The following is a 23,027-nucleotide window of genomic DNA, read 5'->3' as shown; positions in this document are numbered from 1 at the left end:
CCAGACGGTTATCAGACCAGCTTGCCGATGGTGAGACCCGGGTACCGGTTTTATCTCACGGACGCGAACGCCACAGCCGTGGTGGACGCGATGGCCGTCGTGAGGACCACCATCAGGAGCACGGTGCCCAGCGGGTTCTTCCGCGGGCGCGGTGGCGGGGCGCGATGGGCGCGTACGTAGGCGACCGGGGGCTTGGGCGTCGGCTTGAGGGTCGGTGTGGGTTTCGGCGTCGGCTTGGCCGGCTTGACGCGGACGGGCTGGGGTGCGATGTGGGGCGCCCGCACCCGGTTGGGTGTCGGCCGCTGAGTCGGCTTGGGTTTCGCGGGGCGTGGGGTGATCACGACCCGCACCGTGGGCGTCACCTTCGGGGTGGCCACGGGCCGCGGCTTCGGGGTGACGACGGGGCGCGGCTTCACGATCACCACGCTCGGCGGCTTCACCACGGTCGGCGGCTGCACCGCCGGCGCCGCGCATTTCCCGATGTGTACGCTCACCAGCGGCACGTCCACACAGACGGTCGCCTCGACGCCGACCTTCACCGTCACGTCGCCCGGATCCGGATCGGCCGCGGCGGGAGCGCTCGCGGACAGCGCCAACAGCGTGCCCGCCAGGAGCAGCGGCATGCGCCAGGCCCTCACGGTCACACGCCTCCGGCTATCCGGGCGAACTCCTGCAGCGCGCCCTTGTACGCCTCAGGCCCCACGGCCAGCGGTCCGTCGAAGGCGTGGGAGATGTCCCAGGTGAGGTAGACGCCGAAGCCGAGCATCGCGGCCATCGCCAGCAGCGGCAGGACCGCCAGCCCGGTCGGCCGCGCTCCGGCCAGGAACGGGAACAGGACCACCAGCAGGCCGGTGAGGATCGTCAGGGCCAGCAAGCCGTCGGGCGGCGTCGCGGCGGCGTCGGCGGTGCGCTGGGAACGGGCGGAGGCGATCGCCGCGAGGTGGTCGAGCACCGCGGTCTTGGCCTCCTTCTGGTCGGTGGTCACCTGCAGCGCGGCGACGCGGGCCCGGAGCGCGTCGAGCCGCTCCGTGCCGACGGGATCCATCGAGCCGCGCTGCATGACGGGCCACTCGTCGCGGACGACGAACGTGATGTAGTCGCGCAGCCCGGCGCGTACGACGTCGGGGGCGGTGCCGGGCAGGCCGGACGCCGACCAGTAGGCCTCGACGGCGGCCTGGCTCTCGGTGTGCGTGTTCTGGCCGGCGGAGTCGGCGGTGGTCCACGGCACGATGATCGCGATGGCGAAGACCAGGAGGAACAGGGCGGACAGCATCGCGCCCGCGTGGCCGGCCGACGGCCCGCCGGCGTCGTTGTCGTCGCTGCCCTTCTTCGTGAGCCTGAACAGGGTGGCCGCGAGCGCCACCACACCCACCGCGGCCACGGCCGCGATTACGTATTGCAGCATAAGGATCTCCCCAATCCCCACCGAACACCGAGCGTGACATTACTATCACAGACCGCATGACTACTCAGGGGATAGATTGCGGTACGGTGTGTAACCAATCGGTAACGGTCGGGCGGAGTTTCCGCTGCGATGGTCGATCAGTTGGCGGTGGTCAAAACCATGCGGAAGCGGGCCTGGCCGGAGAGCATCTTCTGGAACGCCGCCTGAGCCTCCTCCAGGGGGACCTCCTCGGTCCACGCCCGGACACCGCTCTGGGCGGCGAACCTCATGGTGTCCTGGATGTCGACCGCGTTGCCGGAAGCGTGCCCGTACACCCGCCTGGCCGCCCCCACCAGCTGCAGGGGCGTGACCCGCAGCGGTTCCATGTCGACGCCCACGACGATGAGCTCACCGCGGGGCCCCAGGCCGTCGATCGTCGCGGACATCGCCTCGGCGTTGGTCACCGTCGCCAGCACCACCTTGGCTCCCCCGCACGCCCGCAGCGCGTCGGCCACGGGCGCGGCGGCGCTGTCGACGTAGTGGGCGGCACCGAGCTTGTGCGCCAGCGGCGCCTTGTCGGGACCGCGGGCCAGCGCGATGGTGTTGAAGCCCATCTTCGCGGCGAACTGGACGCCCAGGTGCCCCAGGCCGCCCACACCGAGGATCGCGACGGTGTCGCCCGGACGCGCGGAGCTGTGGCGCAGCGCGTTGTACACGGTGACGCCGGCGCAGGCCAGGGGCCCGGCCTCCACCGCCGTGAGCTCGTCCGGGATCGCGGCCAGGGCGACGGCCGGCACGACGACGGAGTCGGCGAACCCGCCCGCGTACGCGGCACCCGGCACCTGGAGCTCGGGGCACAGGATGCCGTCTCCCTGCCTGCAGGCGTCGCAGTGACCGCAGCTGCCTCCGTACCAGCCGACCGCCACCCGATCACCGACGGACCAGCCGGCGACGTGGTCGCCCACCGCGTCGACACGTCCCGCGATCTCGTGCCCGGCCGTGACGGGGAAGGTGGTGCCCGGGATGTGACCGGAGGTGATCAACGCGTCGGAGTGACACACCCCGCACGCCTCGACGGTGATCCGCACCTGGCCCGGGCCCGGCTCCCGGGTGTCCGCCCGGACGAGAGACAGGTCCCCGCCAGGCTCGCCGACCTGCATGGAACGGTGCGTGGCCGAAGAAGACATGGCCGGAGAAGACATGGCGTCTCCTTTCGTCTCATGGGAACCGGCGACCCGCTGGAGCGGCCGTCACAAGTTCGTCTCATGGGAGACGGCGGCCTGCGAAGCGGCCGTCACAAGTCCATCGTTCCACTCAGCTCTTTGACCGCCTGTCTGACCCCCGGTAAACCTCGACTACCAGAGCCGGATTCCTGACAAGTCCCGTTTCGCGGCCACGGCGGCTGGACAGATCGCCGAGGAGATCTCGGCGTTCGGCGAGAAACGTCCAGCCTGACGCTCCGTGTCAGGAAATATCGGGAGCATGGGCGGCGTGAACCTTCTCAACGGCCGCAGATTCGTGATGGTGAGTTCGACGGCGAGCGTGGTGGACCAGGAGCGGCCCACCGCGTTCGACTACTGGGAGGCCGACGGGGTGGTGTGGGGCAGCTACACGGGCGACACCGTCACCCACGGCCGTTTCGTCGGCACCAGGGACGGCGACCTGGTCTCCATCGCCTACGCGCACGCGCTCAAGGCCGGGGGCAAGGCGGGCGGCCAGAGCAACAGCCGCATCGAGACCGAGGCCGACGGACGGCTGCGCCTGGTGGAGGAGTTCCAGTTCGAGGGCGACGACACCCGGCACGTCAGTGTGTGCACCGAGGTCGTCACCGACTGATCCCGGCACATCAGCGTGTGCACGGGGGTCGTGACCGGCTGACCTGACCGTCCTTCCGCCTGACCTACCCGTCCTTGCGCAGGGCGGCCCTTCCCTCCGCGGCGCCGACGAAGCGCATCTTGCCGAGCGGCACGTCGCCGGGGGCCTCCTGGGCCGCCCGCCGTGCCGGACGGGCCTTGTCACGGTCGCTGGGCAGCACGTACGGCCGCCTGAGCACCTCATCCAGGATGAAGACCGTCTCAGTCGCCTTCACGGCCGGGATGTTGGCCAGCCGGTCGGTCACCATGGCGTGGACCTCGGCCACGTCCGACATCCGTACCTGGATCATCGCGTCGTGCTGGCCGGTGGTGATCGCGCAGTACTCGACCTCGGGCATCCTGGCCAGCTCGGCCCTGAACTGCTTCCACATCTGCTGCCGCACGGTCACGAAGATCAGCGCGGTGATGCCGAGCCCCGTCCTGACGTGGTCGATCTCGGCGGTGAACCGCTTGATCGCGCCGTCGGCGCGCAGCGCCTCGAAGCGGGTGTAGGCGTTGGCCCGGGAGATGCCCACCCGCTCGGCCAGCGACGAGACCGAGATCCTGCCGTTCTCCCGCAGGACCTCGAGGATCTTCAGGTGGACCGCGTCGAGCTCCAGGCCGATGCCGATCCGTCCAGGCTGACCGCTACCGCTGGCACCATTCCTGGAAATTTCACTCATAGTTACCCCCAGCCCATTTATATACGTCTCAGCGACCGCACAGTGCCTGGACGTTCTGCCCGACAATCCTCGACATCTTTCGGCCAACCGTCCAACTGGAGGACTCAATGGCGACCCGCTCGCAGACGGCGGCTGTGCTGCTCGCCGGTGCACTCGCCCTCGCCGCCTGCGGAAGCGGCGGTTCCCAGACGCCCGCCGCCCAGAGCGGCGGCGGCAAGACCCTGGTGATCGACACGTCCTTCGACCTCAAGACGGCCGACCCCGGGCGTACGTACGAGCCGACCGGCCTGACCGTCGAGAAGGCGATCTACGAGACGCTCCTCACCTTCGACGGCGCCGACGTGACCAAGCCGGTGCCGGCGCTGGCCGAGTCGTACGAGCTGTCCAAGGACGGCAAGGTGCTCACGCTCAAGCTCAAGCAGGGCGCGACGTTCGCCGACGGCTCCCCCGTCACCGCGGACGACGTGGTGTTCTCCCTGAACCGGGTGCGGGACATGAAGGGGACCCCGTCGTTCCTGCTCGACGGCGTCGAGGTGGCCAAGGAGGGCGACTCGACGATCACGCTGACCTCCAAGGCGGCCAACCCGGCGCTGCCGTTCATCCTGCCGAACCCGGCGCTCGGCATCATCAACAGCAAGCTCGCCAAGCAGCACGGCGCGACCGCGGACGCGCAGGACAAGGCCGAGCAGTACCTGAACGCCTCCTCCGCCGGCTCGGGCCCGTACACGATCGAGTCGTTCAACGTGAGCAGCCAGGTCGTACTGAAGGCGAACCCGAAGTACTACGGCACCAAGCCCGCCTACGACAAGGTCGTCATCCGCAACGTCGAGTCCGCCACGCAGAAGCTGAACGTCCAGCGCGGCGACAGCCAGGTGGCGCTCAACCTGTCGGGCGACCAGGTGACCGGCATGCCGGCGACCCTGCAGGTCAAGAAGACCGCCTCGGCCAACGTGATCTTCTTGCTGGCCAACCAGGACGACAAGGTCAGCAAGACGACGCCGAACGCCAAGTTCGTCGAGGCCGTGCGCAAGGGCGTCGACTACGCGGGCCTGCTCGAACTGGCCGGTGAGGGCTCCACGCAGGCGCCCGGCGTCATCCCGTCGCAGCTGTTGGGCGCGCTGCCCGCCGACCAGGCGGCCAAGCGCGACGTCGAGGGCGCCAAGGCGGCCCTGGCCGCGAGCGGCGTGGCCAACCCCACGGTGAAGCTGGAGTACCCGAGCGAGCTGACCGTGAACGGCCTGTCGTTCCAGCCGCTGGCCGAGCGGATCCAGGCCAACCTCAAGGAGGTCGGCATCACGGTGGACCTGCAGCCCGCGCCGGTCACCACCGCGCTGGACAACTACCGCAACGGCAAGGAGGAGATGGGCCTGTGGTACTGGGGCCCTGACTACCCGGACCCCAGCGACTACCTGGCCTTCCTGCCGGGCAAGACGGTGGGCCTGCGGGCGGGCTGGAAGGCCGGCGCGGCCAAGGAGATCGAGGCCGCCGGTGAGAAGGCCGCGGTCGCGATCGGCGACGACGCGCGCAAGCAGGCGTACGCCGACGTGCAGACGAAGCTGAACGCCTCGGGCCCGTTCATCCCGCTGATCCAGCCGAGCCAGAACATCGTGACGGCCGCCTCGGTGACCGGCCTCGAGTATCACCCGGTCTGGACCGTCGACGTCGCCGACCTCGGCGCGAAGTAGGCATGCCCGCCACGTCCGCCCCGCCCCGCCCGTCCAGGCGGCGCGGGGCGCATCCCCTCGCCCGGTTCCTGATCCGGCGGATCCTCATGGCGCTCCTGCTCGCCTGGGGCATCACGCTGGTGACGTTCGTGCTGACGAACCTGGTGCCCGGCGACCCCGTGGCCGCGAACCTGGGCCAGCGGGCCCTGGGCGACCCGGCCATCGTGGCGCAGTGGCGCAGCGAGCACGGCCTGGACAAGCCACTGTGGGAGCAGTACCTGCTGCATCTCCAGGGCGTCGTCCATGGCGACCTCGGCACCAGCCAGCAGAGTCACCGGCCGGTGAGCCAGGACCTGGCCGAGTTCGTCCCGGCGACGCTGGAGCTGGCCGGGGCGGCGATCCTGGTCTCGCTCGTGCTCGGCGTGGCGTTCGGCGTGATCGCCGCGCTGCGCAGGGACCGGCTGTCGGACCACGCGCTGCGGGTGCTGAGCCTGATCGGCATCTCGGTGCCGACGTTCTGGCTGGCGCTGGTGGCCTTCTACGTGTTCTTCTACCGGCTGCAGATCACCCCGGGCAGCGGCAGGGTCGACGCGGCGCTGGGCAACGCCCCGGCCGTGACCGGCCTGCAGACGGTGGACGCGCTGCTCGCCGGCCGGTGGGACATCTTCGGCTCGGCCGTCGGCCACCTGATCACGCCCGCCCTCGTGCTGGCCCTGTACACGATCGGGCTGCTGACCCGCTTCACCCGCTCGGCCGTGCTGGAGGTGCTCGGCCAGGACTATGTGCGGGCCGCCCGCGCCAAGGGCCTGCCGGGCCGGACGATCCTGTTCCGGTACGTGCTGCGCTCGGCGCTGGTGCCGATCATCACCGTCGCGGGCCTGGCGTTCGGCAGCCTGCTGTCCGGCACGGTACTGGTCGAGGCGATCTTCGCCTGGCCGGGCGTCGGCCAGTACGCCTACAAGAGCGCCACCACCCTCGACCTGCCCGCCGTCATGGGCGTCGGGCTGGTGGTCGGCGTCGTCTACCTCGTCATCAACCTGATCGTGGACGTGCTGTACGGCGTCATCGATCCCCGAGTGAGGTTGCAGTGAAACGGGATCCCCTGGCCCGCAAGGGCCTGACCGGGCGGCTCCCCCATGCCTGGCGGCAACCGCTGGCCATCGTGGGCGGCGTGATCGCGATCGCCTGGCTGGTGATCGCGCTGGCCGCGCCGATGCTCGCGCCGCACGACCCGCTGGCCCAGGACCTGCCGCGCCTGGCCGCCCCGGGGCCAGGCCATTGGTTCGGTACGGACCAGCTCGGCCGGGACATCCTCAGCCGGGTCATGCACGGCGCGCGGGTGTCGATCCCGCTGACGCTGATGCTGGTGGCGCTGTCGGTGCTGATCGGCGGCCTGCTCGGCGCCTGCGCCGGATATTTCGGCCGATGGGTGGATGAGACGATCATGCGGGTGGCGGACCTGGTGTTCGCGTTCCCGACGGTCATCCTGGCCATGGTGGTGGCCGCGGCGCTCGGGGCCAGCCTGACCAACGCGGTGCTGGCCGTACTCGTCGTGGCCTGGCCGGCCTACGCCCGCGTGACGCGCGGGCTGGTGCTGGGCGTGCGGGAGCGGGAGTTCGTGCTGAGCGGGCGGCTGCTGGGCTTCTCGGCCTGGCGCTCGCTGCGCGTGGACGTGCTGCCGAACGTGACGGGCCCGGTGCTCGTCCTGGCCACGCTCGACATCGGCACCGCGCTGCTTCTGCTGTCCGGATTGTCGTTCCTCGGCCTCGGGGCCAAGCCGCCGTCTCCGGAGTGGGGCGCGATGGTGGCCTCCGGCGTGGAGGTCTTCGACAGCTGGTGGGTGGCCACCTTCCCCGGCCTGGCGATCCTGACCGTGGTGCTGGCCTTCAACTTCCTCGGCGACACGCTGCGGGACGCCCTCGACCCCCGTACGGCCCGCGCCATCAAGGAGCGTGCGCTGTGACCCTGGACATCACCGACCTGAAGGTGACCATCGGCGGCAAGGAGATCCTGCGCGGCGTGGACCTGTCGCTCCAGGAGGGCAGGGTGCACGGGCTGGCGGGCGAGAGCGGGTCCGGCAAGACGATGACCGGCCTGGCCGTACTCGGGCTGCTGCCGCACGGCTCGCGGACCACCGGCAGCATCGCGCTCGGCGACCGCGAACTGCTCACGCTGCCGCCGAAGGAGCTGAACCGGGTACGCGGCGGCGAGGTGGCCATGGTCTTCCAGGACCCGGCCACGAGCCTGCACCCGATGCTCACGATCGGCAAGCAGCTCACCGAGCACATGCGCCACCACCTCGGCGTCGACAAGCGGGAGGCCCGGCGGCGGGCCGTCGAACTGCTCGGCAAGGTACGCATCCCCGGCGCCGAGGAGGCGTACGGGCGCTTCCCGCACCAGTTCTCGGGCGGCATGCGGCAGCGCGTCGCGATCGCCATCGCGCTGGCCTGCTCCCCCAAGGTGCTGATCGCGGACGAGCCGACGACCGCGCTGGACGTGACCGTGCAGGCGGGCGTGCTGCGGCTGCTGCGCGGGCTCTGCGACGAGCTGGGGCTGGCCGTGCTGCTCGTCACCCACGACCTGGGCGTCATGTCGGCGGTGGCGGACGAGGTGAGCGTGATGAAGGACGGCCTGGTGGTGGAGACGGGGGCGCGCGGCCAGGTGCTGCGCGAACCCGCCCACCCGTACACCCGCTCCCTGCTCGACTCACTGCCCGACACCGAGGCGGCTCCCCATTCGGAGGACTCATGACCCTGCTGGCGATCGACGACCTGGTCGTCGAGCACCGCTCGCCCGGGCGCCCGATCGTCAGGGCGGTCGCCGGGGCGAGCCTGTCCGTCGGGCCCGGCGAGGTCGTCGGCCTGGTCGGCGAGTCCGGCTGCGGCAAGTCGACGCTGGCCCGCGCCGTCTGCGGGCTGAACCCCGTCACCGAGGGCTCGATCACGTTCGACGGGCAGCCGGTCACACCGCTCGGGCTGCGGCGGCGCAAGCTGACGGGCATTCAGATGGTGTTCCAGGACCCGTACGCGTCACTGAACCCGCGCCGCCGCGTGGGCGACCAGATCGCCGACGGCCTCCGTACCTCAGGCGACACCGCCACCGCCCCCGCCGACCTGCTGGAACGCGTCGGACTGCCGCGCGACTTCGCGAGCCGGCACCCGCACGAGTTCTCGGGCGGCCAGCGGCAGCGCATCGCGATCGCCAGGGCGCTGGCGGCCCGGCCCCGGCTGCTGATCGGCGACGAGCCCATCTCGGCGCTGGACGCCTCGGCCCAGTCGCAGGTCGCCACCCTGATGCGCGACCTGGCCGTGGACTCGGGGGCGGGGCTGCTGTTCATCAGCCACGACCTGTCGGTGGTGCGGCTGATCGCCGACCGGATCGCGGTCATGTACCTCGGCCGGATCGTCGAGGTCGGGAACACGGCCGAGGTGTGGGCCAACCCCCGGCACCCGTACACGCAGGCGCTCCTGCGCGCCATCCCCAAGCCCGACGGGATGGGCGTGCTGCCCGCCGAACTGCCCGGCGACGTGCCTGACCCGGCCGATCCGCCGGCGGGGTGCCGGTTCAATCCGCGCTGCCCGCAGGTCATGGACGTGTGCCGGGACAAGGAGCCCGACTTCGGACCGGTCGCCTGCTGGCTGCACGAGCCCAAGTGACGGACCCTGACGTGACGGACCCGACCCTGGAGGCCGTGCGGGCGGCCATGGCCGAGGCCGAGGTCGACGCCCTGGTGCTGCGGCCCTCGCCCGACTTCAGGTTCCTGGGCGGGCAAGGCGACGGGTTTCTCGTCGTCACCCTGGACACGGCCGCCGAGACCGCCGACCCGGTCCCGCTCGTACCCCGGGCCGCGCGGCGCGTCGGCGTGGACCCGGAGATGCGGGTCCGCGAGCTGTTCGGCCTCGCGATCGAGGCCGAGCTGGTGCCCGCCACGGCCGTGCTGGCGCCGCTGCGGCTGCGCAAGCGGCCGCACGAGATCGAGGCGGTCCAGCGCGCCGTCGTGGCCGCGGAGTCGGTGCTCGGCCAGGCCCGCGAGCTGTCCTGGTTCGGCGCCACCGAGCGCGCGATGGCGGCCCGGCTGCGGTTATTGCTGCTGGAGACCGGCTGCGAGGAGGTCCTGTCGCTGCGGGTCGCCGCGGGCGAGCACACCGCGCGGCCCGCGCACCTCCCCGGCGACCGGGTGATCAACCCTGGCGACGCACTGCTGGTGTCGCTCTGCGGCCGGTGGGACGGCTACTGCGCGGAGGTGGCGCGGGTATTCGCCGTCGCCGAGCCGCCGGAGGACTACGAGGCCATGTACTCGGTGGTACTCGCCGCACGGGCCGCCGCTCTACGCTCGGCGGCCCAGCCGTCGGCTGTCGCCGAGAGCGTGGCCAAGGCGGTCGGGGACGTGATCGACGGCAGCGGGTACGGCCGTTACGCCGCCGCCCACTTCGGCCGGGGCGTGGGACTGGGCCACGACGAGGGCCCGCGCGTCCAACCCGGCGACGGCACGCCGCTGGAACCGGGGATGACCCTGTGCCTGGAGCCCGCGATCTACGTGCCGGACCTGTTCGGCGCCCGGGTGGCCGACGTGGTCGCCATCACGGCGTCGGGCCCGACCCCCCTCGGCTCCGCCCACCACACCCTGCATGTTCTAGACCGCTGACGCTGCACGATGCCTCTCCGGGGGCCGCCCCTCCGTGGCCTCGGCAAACGACCCGTCTAGGCTGATTGAGACGATCATCGGAGGGCGTCGTGGACCAGTTCGTGCTGCTCATGCTCATCCTGCTGGGCGCCCTGATCACGGTGCCGCTCGGCAACCGGCTCGGGCTGCCGCCGCCCGTCCTGATGACCCTGCTCGGCATCGTCCTGGCCCTGCTGCCATTCGTACCGAATGTAGACGTACCCCCCGACATCGTGCTGCCGCTCCTCCTCCCTCCCCTGCTGTACGCGGCGGTACGGCGTACTTCATGGCGCCAGTTCGCGGCGAACTGGCGGCCGATCTTCCTGCTCGCCGTGGCGCTGGTGTTCGTGACCACGGCGGCCGTCGCGGTGACGGCGCACGCGCTCATCCCCGGCCTGCCGATCGCGGCCGCGGCGGCGCTCGGCGCGCTGGTGGCGCCGCCCGACCCGGTGGCCGCCACCGCGGTGGCGGGCCGCCTGGGGCTGCCCAGGCGTCTGGTGTCGCTCCTGGAGGGCGAGGGCCTGTTCAACGACGTGACCGCGATCGTGCTGTACAAGGTGGCGATCACGGCGGCGGTCACCGGTGTCTTCTGGTGGCCGGGCGCGCTGGCCGAGTTCGTGCTGTCGGCGGTGGTGGCGGTCGCGGTGGGGCTGGGGCTCGGCTGGGTCGCCGGCCGACTGATGGCCCTGCTGGGCGATGCCACGCTGCAGGTGGGGCTGTCGCTGCTGGTGCCGTTCGTCAGCTACGCGGTGGCCGACAAGTGGCACGGCTCAGGGGTGCTGGCCGTACTGACCAGCGCGTTCTACCTGAGCGACCGCATGTCGGACGCCGACGACGTACACGGCAGGTTCGCGTCCGCGACGTTCTGGCAGATCGTCGACACGCTCGTGACGGGCGTGGCGTTCGGGCTGATCGGGCTGGAGCTGCACAGCCTGTTCGGTACGGTCGGCGGCCGGCTGACCGAGGTGCTCGGCTGGAGCGCCGCCGTGGTGGGCGTCGTGGTGGTGGTACGGCTGGTCTGGCTGCTGCCCGCCGCCTGGGTGGCCAGGAAGACCCGCCGGGCCGGGGACGACGACTCCGAGGTGCCGCTGAGCTGGCGCGAGACGGTTGTCATGTGGTGGGCGGGCATGCGCGGCGTCGCCTCGGTGGCACTCGCCCTGGCGCTCCCGCTGAAGACGGAGGACGGGTCGCCGTTCCCGGAGCGGGCCGTGCTGGTGTTCATCGCGTTCGCCGTCATCCTGGTCACACTGGTCCTCCAGGGCCTGACCCTGCCCTGGCTGGTGACCAAGCTGGGCGTCAAAACCGACACCGCAGCCGAACGAGACCTGGAACGCCGCCTGGCCATCAGCGCGGCCAAGGCCGCCAGGAAGCGGCTCAAGGAAATCGACGAAGCCGAGGACCTACCCGAAGAGGTGGTCGAACTACTCGCCAAACGAATGACGGACATCGGCATGCGCATCAGCGCCGAAGCCGCCGACGAGGAGCGGCGCGCGGCCTACGAGAAACGCGCCGAGCGGGTACGGACGGTCCGACGCGTCGAATCGGAAATGATGTCCGCCGCCCGCCAGGCGGTACTCGACGCACGCCGCGACTCAACCGCCGACCCCGAGGTGGTCACCCGGGTACTACGCCAACTCGACGCCCGGAGCATGCACTGACCTGCCGGCGAACACCCCAACCCGCTTACCCCGAGCATGTGGCACTTGCTGCCATCGGACCGTGACGAATGAGTTGATCAAGTACCGGCGTACCGAGCCTTCATACTTTCTTGACGACGATCGAGTCCGGGAGCAGCTTCTCCAGGTCGTCCACGTCCGAGGTGAAGACGGTGACATGCCCCCTCTGCCGTCGCGCGATGACGGCGAGCACCGCGTCAATCGCGTGCTTGTGCCCATGCAGCTTGGCATCGGCCAGAAGCCGGCGGGCCTGGCGGGCCTCGTCCTTCCCGATGTCGGCAACGTTGAGCCGGGAGAGCACCCAGTCCCAGCGCTGCTCGGTGATCCTGCCGTCGTGCGCCTCGACCACCGTCATCGGAGACGTCACCAACTCCGCCTCCCCTCGGGCCGCGATGTCGAGCCAAGCGATCATCTTCCGGTCGCCACGCACCGCCAGGGACAAGGCTTGACAGTCGAATACGAAGACCCGCAGCCGCCGCTCCCTGTGCTCACCGCTTCGCTTCCTCACGCAGCCCCGTCCGCGTCGCGCTTTCCGCCGACGCGGCGGCGCTCATGCTCAGCGTCGAGATCTTCAAGCTCCTCGATCGCCGCCGCGCGCTCGTCCTCGGTGACCGGACCGTATTCTTCCCCCAGCCAGCTCACCAGTTCCAGCAACCGGTCCCGGTCACGCTTGAAGCGCAACGCCTCGGCGACGTACGCCGACAGGCCTCGCTCAGCCGCATCCGCGCGGACCTCTTCAAGGAGATCCTCAGGGATGGTCACCGTCACCTTCTTAGTCGCCATACAACAAACCATACTTCAGGTATCGACCTCCGTACCAGCGCTTCCTCGGGACCGAGCACTTCGGCGACCACGTACAGGTCATCCGGTGTCACCGTCAGCTCGATGTCGTCGAGCTCGGGATGGACGCAGAGAAGCGCCACGTACATCGGGTACGGGCGCACCTCTTTCAGTTCCGACTTCTCGAGTTCCCGCCAGGTTCGGACGGACACGCCGGTCAGCGAGCCGGCCCGCGCCGAACCGCAGACCCCCCGCTACTGCCTGTGGCACCTGCCCGCCCGCCTGGTCTGCCACGCCCGCCAGCGGATCCTGAAGATCAGTGCCACCCCATGGAAGAACGCGTCCCTCACCTGCCGGCAGCGGCCGTGTGCTCTGCCAGTACCGCCCTGACCACCGCCACTCCGCCTCGACAATCCCAGAAGGAGCCACAACACAGCCCTCACCTGCCGGCCCCATGGAAACCGCCGCCCAGCCGAGCGCCTCGGAAGGCGCGTCACCCCGCAGGAGACCACGAAAACGATGATCAGGCGAAAACTCCACTCACGGTCCGACTCACTGAAGACGACTGCCCACTGGGTCATCGACGTCAGTGCTCGGTGATGCCCCTATCCGCTCGCGAACGCCTGCACACTCACCAACGTTTCCGGCTTGGCCAGCGACCTCTTTACTCGCTCCATAACCTGCGGGTTGTTTTCAAAATATGCAGCATCAAAAGGGTGCATGGCCAGATGGGCATTTGCAGATTCGCGAAATCCAGCGTCACTTGCGTCGGCCGATTGTCCGTAGAGATATTCCATCCGTGCCGCGTTAGAATCGTTACAGCTTCATTAAGCGCATTCCCTTTCTTTGTGGTAGTGACATCGACCACTACCGTGTTGATGACATCGATGTCTCCGTCTGCGTCGCCTTCACTGACAGCCTCAGCAACCACCTTTCCAATGCTGCGCACGTCATCAAGAACCCTTGAGTCGACTTGGAATCTCGTGGGCCCACAGCCCGATAAGAGAAGGCATGAACTCAAAAGAATGAGTGTCAGCACACTGCGCACTTCACCGTTGCATCTGTTTCGAGTCGACATTATTCTTCGAGCACCCCTTTTAATGGCACGTCCGACAGTTCGACCTGACGCATGTCCAGTACTTGGCAGCCGCCTCTCCGATCGCGCAGGCATCCTCGAGATAATATTGTCCGGCTATCGAAATATTAGCATCTGTTGTGTTGAGGGGCCCGCCTTGCATCCACGTTTGGTACTTTGGGAAACCCAGCGAGGGAAGCTTCCATTGCGCCAATTCCGCCCAGCATTTTAAGGAATTCCGACCTATTCGACAAGGCGTCCGATCATCTCAAAACGGAAAACGGAATCGTCGATCGTCTCGGCGCAGGTCGCCTCGCGTAGCGAATGAAGACGGCGGCCACGGGTGAACGAGCGCACCGTATCCTCATCGTCCCAAGGAACGTTCCGACTCGGTAAGCCTGCGGGAGACGTCGATGTCAGCGCTTTCACGGGCCCGTCGCGGTATGGCCTCACCCCAGGCGCGGGAAGCCACGGGCGGGGAAGCGGCGGTGTGGCTGTGGCCGGGCCGCGCTTTGTACGCCGGGCCGTCCCTGCGGCTGGGCCCGCACTCCGGCTCGGTGGCGTGCGTGGCCGTCGGCGTGGACGCACCCTTCACCGTACGGAGCGCACCCGGCGGCGAGCTGCGGGCGCGGACCGCTCTCATCCCGCCGCGGGTCAGGCACCAGCTCACGGCGGGCGGCGACCGCATGGTCTTCCTCTACCTCGACCCCGGGTCGGCCGAGGACCGGGCATGCCGGGCCAGGTTCACCGCCGGTGAGCATGGCGTCATGACCGCGCACGAAGCCGAGGCCGGCCTTCTGGTCCGGGCGGCGACCATCCGCGCGCACAGCCCGGACCGGCAGATCGCCGTCTGGGCGGACGAGGTCACCGGCCATGAGGCGGCATCGTTGACCGACCCCCGGATCGCCGCCGCCATGCGCCGTCTGATCGGCGCGGACGAGCCGTTGCCCGCCGCGCTGCTGGCCGCCGAGCTCGGGCTGTCGGAGTCACGCTTCCTGCGGCTGTTCCGGGAACGTACGGGCACCTCGTACCGGAGGTTCCGGCTGTGGGCGCAGATGCACCGGGCCGGCCGTGCGCTGGCCGCGGGCGAGAACCTCACCCGTGCGGCGGCCGACGGCTACTTCGCCAGTCCGTCCCACTTCAGCACCGCGTTTCACGCGATGTTCGGCCTTCCCCCAAGCGCGCTGCTCTCCGGGCATCTCACGATCCGGTGCCTGGATCCCGTCGTGTGACGGGACGGTTCACCAGGTGACGGCGGCCAGCAGCGCGCCACCGCCAACGGCCTCCACCCAGAAGTACAGCCAGGAGGGATAGAACGCCGACGGCCGCTCGACCAGCCGCGCCACCAGCCGTCCGACGGCCATGCCCAGCAGGGACACCGCGACGGTAACGGCCATGCCCGTCCGCATCCCGCCCGCGTCGGCCGCCGCTGCCAGCAACAGGCCCCCGACTGCCACGCCGAAACCGCCGTACACAGCGCGGATCTCGGTCCGCGCCTCGGCCGAGTCGGCCACGATCCGGAACGGCCTGATCAGCGCGGCGGGCGCGACAAGTCCGTAGACGCCCATCCCGAGGAAGAAGATCGCCACCACGGCGATCACGAAAGCAGACATGAAGGTACGCCCCTTTTGCAGCACAGCAGGTTGCTGGGCCAGCCTGCCGCTCGCGCACCGCATCCGGCTTTCACCGACCCGCCGCGTCGGGGCTGCAGGGGTTCTTCGGCGGCACCCTAAGATCAGAGACCTCAGCCGGGCGAGCGCTTGCCACGTTGGGCTTCTGCGTTCAACGGCTCTTCGCCGCTTTTCGCCGCGTTCGGCGGTGCTCGGTGACCCGCAGGGCGATGGCGGAGACCACCGCGACCAGGCCGAGGCCGATCAGTGCCGCTTTCCCCAGGCGGCCTGATCCGTACGTGGATCACGGACCGATGACACCGTTGTGAGGGGAAGACGGAGGACCTGCGCCGCGCACCGGCCGGCCATTGGCCGGGCTTGACCCGCGCCATAGCATCACGCCGGTAAGTGCGATCCAGACGAAGTAGCCGACGAAGGCGATGCGTTGGCCCCAGCCGGGCGGGGGCCATCCCGTGGCCTGCCACATCGCCTGCCAGACCAGGAACAGCACAAACCACGGCGTGATCCGCGCCAAGCCCGCGACGGAGGGCAGGCACGTCAACAGCTGCGAAGAGAGATCCCCGGACGATGAGCGGCCTCCTCTGTGCCCGCGACCCCTGGCCCCCGCTCGGTGTGAGGCGTTCACATGTGCAGCTAGGCGACCTGGGAGGTTTCAAGGGCCGGGCTTGGGGAGTTCCCCTCGCTGGGTGATCATCCGCATCCATCCCTCCAGGGTGGCGACGAACTCACCGAGGTCGGAAGTGGTGTACGAGGCCCGCTCATGGTCCCAGTCGGGGTCGAGGACGACGACGCGGAAGCCGTAACCGCCGTACCAGCCGGCGTCTATGTTGATCTCCCGAGCCCGCAGGCCACCCTTCTCGGCCACCTCCTGCGCGGTCAGCCACGGCGGTGGTGCGGTACGGGCCCAATACAGGTCCTCGGAGTCGTTGGCCTCGACCCTTCCATCCGGCAGGCGTCGGGCCTCCAGGGCGTTGTAGATGACGTTCCAACCGGCTGGGACGCGCAGCGGGAGCAGACCCCAGTCCTCGGAGACAGCCGCGGCCAGCGGGGAATCGGACGGAAGCTGGAAGATCGGGTCCACGTGCCGACAGCGTAGTCAGGGGTGCGTCCCCACGCACGGGTGGAGGCCCATGCGGCCCAAGCCGGCGAGACGCTCTCCACGCACGCCGCTCTACTCCTGAACATACTGATCATGCTGGAGAAGTAGCGATTTTCGCCAGATGCGTCGCCATAATCGACGGCAGGAGGTGTCCATGCCATTCTTTGTCCGGCCGGTGGAGTCGTTGCTGTTGCCGGCCCTGCGGGACCATGGCGACAGCTCGGTCGAAGCGCTGGTGGCCTACTCAGGACTGTCGCCCGAGGACGTGCGCAACGCGCTCCCCGCGTTGCAGCGCCGCGGCCTGGTCGTCGAGAGCGGTCCGGGCCGGTACACGCTGACCGATTACGGGGTCAAGACCAGCTTGAACGCCACCCCAGACAGCCCCCGCGACCGGGTGACCGGCGTCTTCCTCCTTGACGACGAGGCTGAGGAAGCGGCGAGCGGCACCTCGGAGGACGAGCTCAACAGCGCGCTGGACGACGCGCTGGGCGCCGGCGACGACGTACCCGACCATTAGGGCGGCAGACGATGCAGCATTCCGCGTGGTTCTCCGTGCTGTCGGCGGCCATCGCCGGCGGGGTGACGCTCTTCGACATGGACCAGACGTTCATCGCCGGCGACGTGTCGGGCTACCGGGTCTACCGATCCGTATGGTGGTGGGGGTTCATCGTCGTCAACAGTGTGACGGCCGTGGCGGTCTTCTTCGGGTTACGCGCGCTGACGGCCTTCCAGGGCTGGAACTCCTGGCTGTTCGCCGCCGGCATCGGTGTGACCTACCTGGCCTTCGTTCGGTTGAAGTTCGCCACCGTGTCCTACCAGAACTCCGAGATCCCCATCGGGCTGGACACCTTCTATGAGTCGGGACGGCAGTTCGTCTTCAAGAGGATCAATGAGGAGATCAAGGCCAACCGGGCGCAGCGGGCGCAGCGGCTGATCGACGACAACGACCTGAAGGCGCTGGGCAACAAGGTCCGGCTGGACATCAATCTGGACGCGTTGCTCACGCCGGAGGAGAGGAAGACGCGGCTCGCGTGGCTCCTCACGGTCCTCCAGGATCCCGGCTTCGACGAGGAACAGAAGAAGACGACCCTGGCCGTCTACCTCGCCTCGGGCACCCAGGTCTGACGACGGTGGCCATCCCCTACGCGCCGGGAGCCTTCGGGGAGCTGGTCTGCCCGCGCTGTGGAGAGCTCCTGCCCGAGGCCGTCTACTGGATGGTGCTGACCCCGGACAGCGCCCCCGAACTGCTCGAACTGCTCGACGAGGGCCGCCTGAACCTGGTGGAGTGCGCCGTCTGCGGCGACCTCGGCGACCTCAGCGCCCCGGTGCTGTGGGCCGACGATGACCGGAGCATTCTCCTCTACGACACCTTCACCGCCTCCCGCGAGGAGTCGGCGGTCCGGGCGGAGATCTTCGCGCTGCTGGAGGAGCGGGGCGGGTTCGACGTGGACGCGCTCCGCGGCAACTCTCTGTCCGTACGCAACTTCCGTGAGCTGAACGACTTCCGTGAACTCGACGACGAGTGGTTCGCCCTCGCGCTCGAAGGGATCCGGCTGCGCGAGGCCCGGATGGGCATCTTCGGACAGGCCAGGGTCGAGGCGATCTGCCGGGACATCCGAACCTCCCCGATCTTCTTCATCAGCGACTACGAACGCTCCGCCGAGTTGCTCGGACGTGCCGAGCTCTGGCGCGGGGACGAGGCGCGGAGCGTCCGTGAGGTGCTTGACGGTGCGCTCGACCCGGACGACGAGACGTTGTCGCCCGGGTCGAAGGTGAAGAGACTGCCGCCGTCCGCGCGTGAGTGGTTCCACACCGCGCTCGCCGAGGCCAGGCAGGTCATCACGGTCGAGATCGACGAGATCGGCGAACTCATCGGGGCGGAGCGGGCCATCGGCGTCCTGCTGGACAGGGAGATGTCTCTGACCCCTGAGGAGACCGAGCGCTTCGACGAGGCCGCGATCGGGTGGGCCGCGCCCCTCGGCGGGCTGACGTACCTGCTCGAACAGCTCGCCGGGGAGCCGGCCGAAGAATCTCCTGCCGCTCCTGAGAACCGCGGGGTACGCCAGGTCATGCGCACCCTCGGCGGAGGAGAGTGGCAGCCCTTCGCCTGGACCGACACCGACGTCATCGACCCGCCCGACGGGCTTGAAGAGGCCGTCGCCGCGTACGAGGACGGACGGTACGAGGAGGCATTGGAGCGGACGCTGCTGGTGGAGCGTTCCTGCCGGCCCGACCAGAGGCGGCTGTGCGCGCTCTACACCGCGATGCTGACCTTGGAGTGCGGCCGGCCCTACGGACGCGGCCTGGCCTGGGACGCGATCGAGGCGACGATCACCGACATCCAGGGCACCGGTCGGGTGGAGCTGAACGAGCTGACCGCGCTGGCGCACGCCCAGCGCGTGCTCGGCGAAGTGGAGAGGTCGATCGGGGAGTTCCAGTGGGCCCTCAACCACCAGCTCAGCGCGTTCGACCTCTATCTGAGTCTCGAGGACTGGGGCTGGCTCTCCGAAGTCGGCCCCGCCCTCGTTGTCTCCCTAGTGGCGTTCGACCGCAAAGACGAGGCGTTCGAGATCGCCGGTCGGCTGGAATCAGAGGAGATCTGGCACAGGATGCCCCGTGCGCTGCTCGCGCAGATGTTCGGCGCCCTGGCCTCCGCCATGGCCCCCGGACTGGAGATCGTCTTTGATCTGGGCACCGGGGAGTTCGGCGCCATCGACCTGGGCGGGGCCAGGTCGATGGCCGTGGTGGAGTTCCGCAGCCCTGACGCTCCCGCCGAGGCCAGCACGCTGATCATCGGGAATCGCTGCCTGAACGCGCTGGTCCGGGCGCTGGCCGACGCAGAGGATCCCGCTGACCGGCTACGGCTGCTCCTGGAGATCCTGCAGGCGGAGGCCCGCTTCCTGGCCGACGGCCGCGCGCCACGGGAAACGGTCAACGGCAGCCTGATCCGGAGCGTGCACCAGCTCGTGGCATTGGCGCTCCAGGCTGCCGGAGACGATCCCTCGCAGGACCTGGCGACGGACGTCGCCCTCGCCTTCGCGCTGGCCTGTCAGGTGGCGGTCACCGAGGCGCTGCGGGCAGACGAGATCTTCGCCCGTGGCGGCGCGACAGGCGATCTGTCGGTCCGGTTGTGGGGATCGGCGCTGCTCACCGGCAAGGTTGCCTACGCGCTCGACCGCATCCTGGACGAACGGCGCCGCAACACCATGACCGCACACGGATGGTTGACCGAGGCGGTCCTCACCGGCTACGCGCTGGCACTGGAGACCGCGGGAGAGCTCGACCAGGCCATCGACCTCTACCAGGAGCTGATACCCCGCGCCGAGAAGCGACGTTCGGTCTTCCTCAACCGGACGCTCACGCTCTGGGCCCAGGCCACGATGACCCCGCCCTACACCCGGCTCTCGCGCTGCCTTTTCGCCCGCTACCTGTCCGGTGGAGACTTCCAGGACGCCCTCCTCGCGGGCGACGCGCTCGAACGGCATCGCGCGCGGGAGCTCCGGCAACGGGGCATCGTCCTGACCGGGACAGAGCCGACCCGGTGGCTGGTCTCGCCGCTCATGTCGGCCGCGGCCACGCTGCCGGACGGGCACGCCGTCATCTGCGTCGGCGTGCATCCCCACACGGTTCGCGTCGAGGGACGGTGGATGGCGGTCGGGCTCCCCGCCGACCCGCCGGCTTCGTCGGCGGGGAGCCCGACCGCCGGCGGAGCCGGCGGGTGGGCGGAGGAGACCACCCCGCCCGAGCTGCTCTTCGAGGCCCACGTCTGGTTCTCCGACCGGATGCAGGAGGCGGCACAGGCGGTACGCGAGGCTCGGATCGCCACCATGGAGGAGTACGCAGGCATCCTCGAACGGTTCGTCCCGGCCGCGGAGGTCCACGATCGCCTCGCCTCGCTCTGGCAGGCACTGGGGGCAGGTGCCGGACGATTCGGCGTGCTGCACCTCAGCACCGAGGGCTACGCGCTCCAGCTGCCGTGGTCGGCGGCCGCCCTGGTCTCGGCGGGAGAAGCGGCCGTGGTGCGGGTCGTGGCGACCACAGCGCTGGTCGGACGGCCTCAGCGGCCGGCCGAGCCGACTCCGACGATCGTCGTCGCCGTTCAGGACGACCGGTCGGAGCGCGCGAACGCGCAACTGCTGGAGGCGGGCGGCGACCTGGCCGAGCTGATCTACTCGGAGCAGCCATCGGACGAAGCCGACGTCGGGGTCCGCCTCCAGGCGGATCTCCACCGGGTGAGCTCGGCCGACGCCCTCGTGCTCCTGGGTCACGGCCGCCGCGGCCGCGGCCTCACCCACGCGCTGCACGATTTCACCACGCAGCCACGCACGGTCGTCCTGCTGGGCTGCTGGTCGGCCCACATCGACCAGGACCTCTCCCACATGGAGGTCGAAGGCTTGGCCGTCTCGCTGCTGGCCTCCGGCGTCGAGGCGGTCGTCGCCTCCCTGTGGCCGGTGACCCTGGAAGCAGGTGCCCTGCTCACCTCCCGCTACCTCGCCGAGCTGAGCCGCGGAGTCCCACCCGGAGGCGCCTTCGCCACGGCCCGCACCGTACTCCGCTCCGACCCCCGCTTCGACCATCCGGCCGTTTGGTGCGGTTTCACCCTCTTCGGGTGAAGCTCGCGCGATAGGCCGTGGGAGTGAGCCCGGCCCGGTTCGACAGGTGCTTGCGGAGGGAGTCCGCGCTGCCCAGACCGCTCTTCCCGGCCACCTGATCCATGGGCAGTTCGGTGGTCTCCAGAAGCTCCCTGGCCCGGTCGACGCGCCGGTGCAGCAGCCACTGGAGCGGGCTCAGCCCGGTCTCCGCGTGGAAGCGCCTGGTCAGGGTACGCACGCTGATCTTGGCGTGTCCGGCCAGGTCGGCCAGGGTGAGTGGGCGATCGAGGTGCTCGAGCGCCCAGGCCCGGGTGGGAGCGAGTGAGGTGCCGCGCTCGGGAGGCAGCGGTGTCTCGATGAACTGGGACTGGCCGCCGGGCCGTACGGGAGAGACGACCGCGAGTCGCGCGGCCGCGTTGGCCACCGCCGCGCCATAGTCGAGCCGGACCAGATGCAGGCACAGGTCGATGGCGGCCGCGGCGCCCGCCGAGGTGAAGATGCCGCCGTCCTCGACGAAGAGGACGTCGGGCCGCACCTCGATCGACGGGAAGCGGGTGGCGAGGTCGTCGGCCAGCCCCCAGTGGGTGGTGGCGCGGCGCCCATCCAGCAGGCCGGCCTGGGCCAGCACGAACGCGCCCGTACACAGCGAGGCGATCCGGGCGCCGCCGGCCGCGGCTCTCCTCAAGGCGTCGAGAACCTCCGGGGGCGCCTGCTCGCCGCCGCTGCCGACGGCGAGTACCGTGTCCGCGCCGTCCAGCGCGTCCAGACCGTCCGCCACCACGACGTCGGGACCCCCGACGGTCGGCAGCGGGCCGGGCCGGGCCGTACAGACGCGCACGTCATAGTGCGGGACGCTGTTGAAGACCATGAAGGGGATCGAGATGTCGAAGCTCAGCACGGGGGGCACGACGACTGCGGCGACGCGGTGCATGGCCAGATCCTCCGGATAGTTGGCATTCCGGCCACTATGCCAGGAGGCCGCGGGGCGGCACCGTTGTGGTCATGACATTTCATGTGATCGTGGGTCGTGGGGCTACCGCGTCGAAGACCGCTCTGCTGCTGGCCGAGGACGGCGAGCGGGTACGGATGATCAGCCGCACCGGCGGCGGGCCCGAGCACCCGCTCGTCGACAAGGTCGCCGCGGACGCGACCGACACCGATCGGCTCACCGAGCTGGCCGAGGGGGCGGACACGCTGTTCACCACCGCCGCGCCGCCGTACCACACCTGGCCCGAGCTGTTCCCGATCCTGTCGGCGTCGCTGCTCACCGCGGTGAAGCGGACCGGGACCGCCTACGTCATGCTCGGCAATCTCTACGCCTACGGCCCGGTGGACGGGCCGATCACCCCGGACTTCCCGCTGGCCGCCGCCGGGCCCAAAGGGCGGGCCAGGGCGCGGGTATGGGAGGAGGCCGCCTCCTCAGGGGTGAAGGTCACCGAGGTGCGGGCCGCCCAGTTCTACGGCGCCGGAGCCTTCTCGGTGTTCAGTTTGATGGTGCAGCGGCACGTACTGGAGGGCAGGCTCGTCCTGGTGCCGCAGGAGCTCGACGTGTCGCACAGCTACACGGCGATCGGCGACGCCGCGCGCACGCTGGTCGCCGCGAGCCGCGACGATCAGGCGTACGGCAGGGCGTGGCACGCGCCCACCTCGACGCTGTCGGTACGAGAGCTGGCCGGGCGACTCGCCGAACTCGCGGGGGCGCCGGAACCACGGATGGAGGAGATGACCGAACGCGACCGGACCCTGCTCGCGTACACCGACCCCCTCTGGGGGGAAATGCACGAAGTGCTCACCAAGCCCGGCCACCCGTTCGTCATCGACTACTCCGAAACCGAGAAGATCCTCGGCGTGAGTGCCACCCCGGTCGACGACGTGCTCCGGGAAGTGATCTAGCGCTGGAGCGTGTTGCCCAGTGCCTGGGCGTGCC

General features: G+C 69.8%; 24 protein-coding genes. 13 read left to right on the top strand and 11 right to left on the bottom strand.

The window, feature by feature from the left end; translation table 11 throughout:
* Positions 1–50: 50 nt before the first annotated feature.
* The 3 genes from AB0B64_RS34155 to AB0B64_RS34145 form a co-directional block, all read right to left on the bottom strand.
* The gene (locus tag AB0B64_RS34155; protein ID WP_357953337.1) at positions 51–644 is read right to left on the bottom strand and encodes a hypothetical protein; all 594 of its coding nucleotides are present in this window, start codon (positions 642–644) and stop codon (positions 51–53) included.
* Entirely contained in the window at positions 641–1,405 is a 765-nt protein-coding gene (locus AB0B64_RS34150) for a hypothetical protein (RefSeq protein WP_357953338.1), read from the bottom strand. Before AB0B64_RS34150 ends, AB0B64_RS34155 begins: the two co-directional genes overlap by 4 nt.
* A gap of 137 nt (positions 1,406–1,542) precedes the next feature.
* On the bottom strand, positions 1,543–2,586 hold the full coding sequence (locus AB0B64_RS34145) for an alcohol dehydrogenase catalytic domain-containing protein (protein ID WP_357953340.1): 1,044 nt from the start codon (positions 2,584–2,586) through the stop codon (positions 1,543–1,545).
* A gap of 289 nt (positions 2,587–2,875) precedes the next feature.
* Here AB0B64_RS34145 and AB0B64_RS34140 point away from each other — a divergent pair, with 289 nt between their 5' ends.
* Positions 2,876–3,220 (top strand): hypothetical protein, encoded by a 345-nt coding sequence (locus AB0B64_RS34140; protein ID WP_357953342.1) that lies wholly within the window; start codon positions 2,876–2,878, stop codon positions 3,218–3,220.
* A 64-nt stretch (positions 3,221–3,284) separates the two neighbouring features.
* Here AB0B64_RS34140 and AB0B64_RS34135 read toward each other — a convergent pair whose 3' ends face one another.
* Positions 3,285–3,920, bottom strand: a complete 636-nt coding sequence (locus AB0B64_RS34135) for an Lrp/AsnC family transcriptional regulator (protein WP_357953344.1) — start codon at positions 3,918–3,920, stop codon at positions 3,285–3,287.
* Positions 3,921–4,027: 107 nt separating this feature from the next.
* Here AB0B64_RS34135 and AB0B64_RS34130 point away from each other — a divergent pair, with 107 nt between their 5' ends.
* The 7 genes from AB0B64_RS34130 to AB0B64_RS34100 all read left to right on the top strand — a co-directional run bounded on the left by AB0B64_RS34130 (position 4,028) and on the right by AB0B64_RS34100 (position 11,905).
* Positions 4,028–5,605 carry an ABC transporter substrate-binding protein gene (locus AB0B64_RS34130; RefSeq protein ID WP_357953346.1) on the top strand — a complete coding sequence of 526 codons (1,578 nt, stop codon included), beginning with the start codon at positions 4,028–4,030 and terminating at the stop codon, positions 5,603–5,605.
* 2 nt (positions 5,606–5,607) lie between these two features.
* Positions 5,608–6,675, top strand: a complete 1,068-nt coding sequence (locus AB0B64_RS34125) for an ABC transporter permease (RefSeq protein ID WP_358182423.1) — start codon at positions 5,608–5,610, stop codon at positions 6,673–6,675.
* Complete coding sequence (locus tag AB0B64_RS34120) at positions 6,672–7,547, top strand: ABC transporter permease (RefSeq protein ID WP_358182420.1); 876 nt, start codon at positions 6,672–6,674, stop codon at positions 7,545–7,547. Before AB0B64_RS34125 ends, AB0B64_RS34120 begins: the two co-directional genes overlap by 4 nt.
* The gene (locus AB0B64_RS34115) at positions 7,544–8,335 is read left to right on the top strand and encodes an ABC transporter ATP-binding protein (RefSeq protein ID WP_358182417.1); all 792 of its coding nucleotides are present in this window, start codon (positions 7,544–7,546) and stop codon (positions 8,333–8,335) included. Before AB0B64_RS34120 ends, AB0B64_RS34115 begins: the two co-directional genes overlap by 4 nt.
* Complete coding sequence (locus tag AB0B64_RS34110) at positions 8,332–9,240, top strand: ABC transporter ATP-binding protein (protein WP_357953355.1); 909 nt, start codon at positions 8,332–8,334, stop codon at positions 9,238–9,240. The genes AB0B64_RS34115 and AB0B64_RS34110 overlap by 4 nt, the downstream gene beginning before the upstream one ends.
* 11 nt (positions 9,241–9,251) lie before the next feature.
* Positions 9,252–10,229, top strand: coding sequence for a M24 family metallopeptidase (locus AB0B64_RS34105; protein ID WP_358182414.1), 978 nt, complete (start codon positions 9,252–9,254; stop codon positions 10,227–10,229).
* 89 nt (positions 10,230–10,318) lie between these two features.
* On the top strand, positions 10,319–11,905 hold the full coding sequence (locus tag AB0B64_RS34100; protein WP_358182411.1) for a Na+/H+ antiporter: 1,587 nt from the start codon (positions 10,319–10,321) through the stop codon (positions 11,903–11,905).
* A 100-nt stretch (positions 11,906–12,005) separates the two neighbouring features.
* Here AB0B64_RS34100 and AB0B64_RS34095 read toward each other — a convergent pair whose 3' ends face one another.
* The 4 genes from AB0B64_RS34095 to AB0B64_RS34080 all read right to left on the bottom strand — a co-directional run bounded on the left by AB0B64_RS34095 (position 12,006) and on the right by AB0B64_RS34080 (position 13,500).
* Positions 12,006–12,431, bottom strand: a complete 426-nt coding sequence (locus tag AB0B64_RS34095; RefSeq protein ID WP_358182408.1) for a hypothetical protein — start codon at positions 12,429–12,431, stop codon at positions 12,006–12,008.
* The gene (locus AB0B64_RS34090) at positions 12,428–12,706 is read right to left on the bottom strand and encodes a CopG family transcriptional regulator (RefSeq protein WP_358182405.1); all 279 of its coding nucleotides are present in this window, start codon (positions 12,704–12,706) and stop codon (positions 12,428–12,430) included. The genes AB0B64_RS34095 and AB0B64_RS34090 overlap by 4 nt, the downstream gene beginning before the upstream one ends.
* On the bottom strand, positions 12,688–12,915 hold the full coding sequence (locus AB0B64_RS34085) for a hypothetical protein (RefSeq protein WP_358182402.1): 228 nt from the start codon (positions 12,913–12,915) through the stop codon (positions 12,688–12,690). The genes AB0B64_RS34090 and AB0B64_RS34085 overlap by 19 nt, the downstream gene beginning before the upstream one ends.
* A 393-nt stretch (positions 12,916–13,308) precedes the next feature.
* Entirely contained in the window at positions 13,309–13,500 is a 192-nt protein-coding gene (locus AB0B64_RS34080; RefSeq protein ID WP_358182400.1) for a hypothetical protein, read from the bottom strand.
* A gap of 691 nt (positions 13,501–14,191) precedes the next feature.
* Between AB0B64_RS34080 and AB0B64_RS34075 the strand changes: the two genes are divergently transcribed.
* On the top strand, positions 14,192–15,010 hold the full coding sequence (locus AB0B64_RS34075) for a helix-turn-helix domain-containing protein (protein ID WP_358182397.1): 819 nt from the start codon (positions 14,192–14,194) through the stop codon (positions 15,008–15,010).
* A 9-nt stretch (positions 15,011–15,019) separates the two neighbouring features.
* On the opposite strand, the gene AB0B64_RS34070 is transcribed toward AB0B64_RS34075, so the two are convergent.
* Both AB0B64_RS34070 and AB0B64_RS34065 read right to left on the bottom strand, forming a co-directional pair.
* Entirely contained in the window at positions 15,020–15,391 is a 372-nt protein-coding gene (locus AB0B64_RS34070) for a DUF4345 family protein (protein WP_357953371.1), read from the bottom strand.
* 670 nt (positions 15,392–16,061) lie between these two features.
* Positions 16,062–16,490, bottom strand: coding sequence for a hypothetical protein (locus AB0B64_RS34065; RefSeq protein ID WP_357953373.1), 429 nt, complete (start codon positions 16,488–16,490; stop codon positions 16,062–16,064).
* 172 nt (positions 16,491–16,662) lie between these two features.
* On the opposite strand from AB0B64_RS34065, the gene AB0B64_RS34060 reads away from it, so the two are divergent.
* The 3 genes from AB0B64_RS34060 to AB0B64_RS34050 are packed head-to-tail and all read left to right on the top strand — an operon-like array spanning position 16,663 to position 21,121.
* The gene (locus AB0B64_RS34060) at positions 16,663–17,025 is read left to right on the top strand and encodes a hypothetical protein (protein ID WP_357953375.1); all 363 of its coding nucleotides are present in this window, start codon (positions 16,663–16,665) and stop codon (positions 17,023–17,025) included.
* Between the two features lie 11 nt (positions 17,026–17,036).
* A complete protein-coding gene (locus tag AB0B64_RS34055) occupies positions 17,037–17,633 on the top strand; it encodes a hypothetical protein (RefSeq protein ID WP_357953377.1) in 597 nt (198 codons plus the stop codon).
* A 5-nt stretch (positions 17,634–17,638) separates the two neighbouring features.
* Complete coding sequence (locus tag AB0B64_RS34050) at positions 17,639–21,121, top strand: CHAT domain-containing protein (protein ID WP_358182394.1); 3,483 nt, start codon at positions 17,639–17,641, stop codon at positions 21,119–21,121.
* Here the strand turns inward: AB0B64_RS34050 and AB0B64_RS34045 are convergent.
* Positions 21,105–22,031: a helix-turn-helix domain-containing protein gene (locus tag AB0B64_RS34045; RefSeq protein WP_358182391.1), complete on the bottom strand. Its 927-nt coding sequence runs from the start codon at positions 22,029–22,031 to the stop codon at positions 21,105–21,107. The genes AB0B64_RS34050 and AB0B64_RS34045 overlap by 17 nt on opposite strands.
* A gap of 71 nt (positions 22,032–22,102) precedes the next feature.
* Between AB0B64_RS34045 and AB0B64_RS34040 the strand changes: the two genes are divergently transcribed.
* Positions 22,103–22,993: an NAD-dependent epimerase/dehydratase family protein gene (locus AB0B64_RS34040; RefSeq protein ID WP_358182388.1), complete on the top strand. Its 891-nt coding sequence runs from the start codon at positions 22,103–22,105 to the stop codon at positions 22,991–22,993.
* The last annotated feature ends 34 nt before the right edge of the window (positions 22,994–23,027 follow it).

The sequence above is a fragment of the Nonomuraea sp. NPDC049129 genome (assembly GCF_040648495.1).
GTDB lineage: Bacteria > Actinomycetota > Actinomycetes > Streptosporangiales > Streptosporangiaceae > Nonomuraea.
This window is presented reverse-complemented; position numbering and strand designations above follow the sequence as displayed.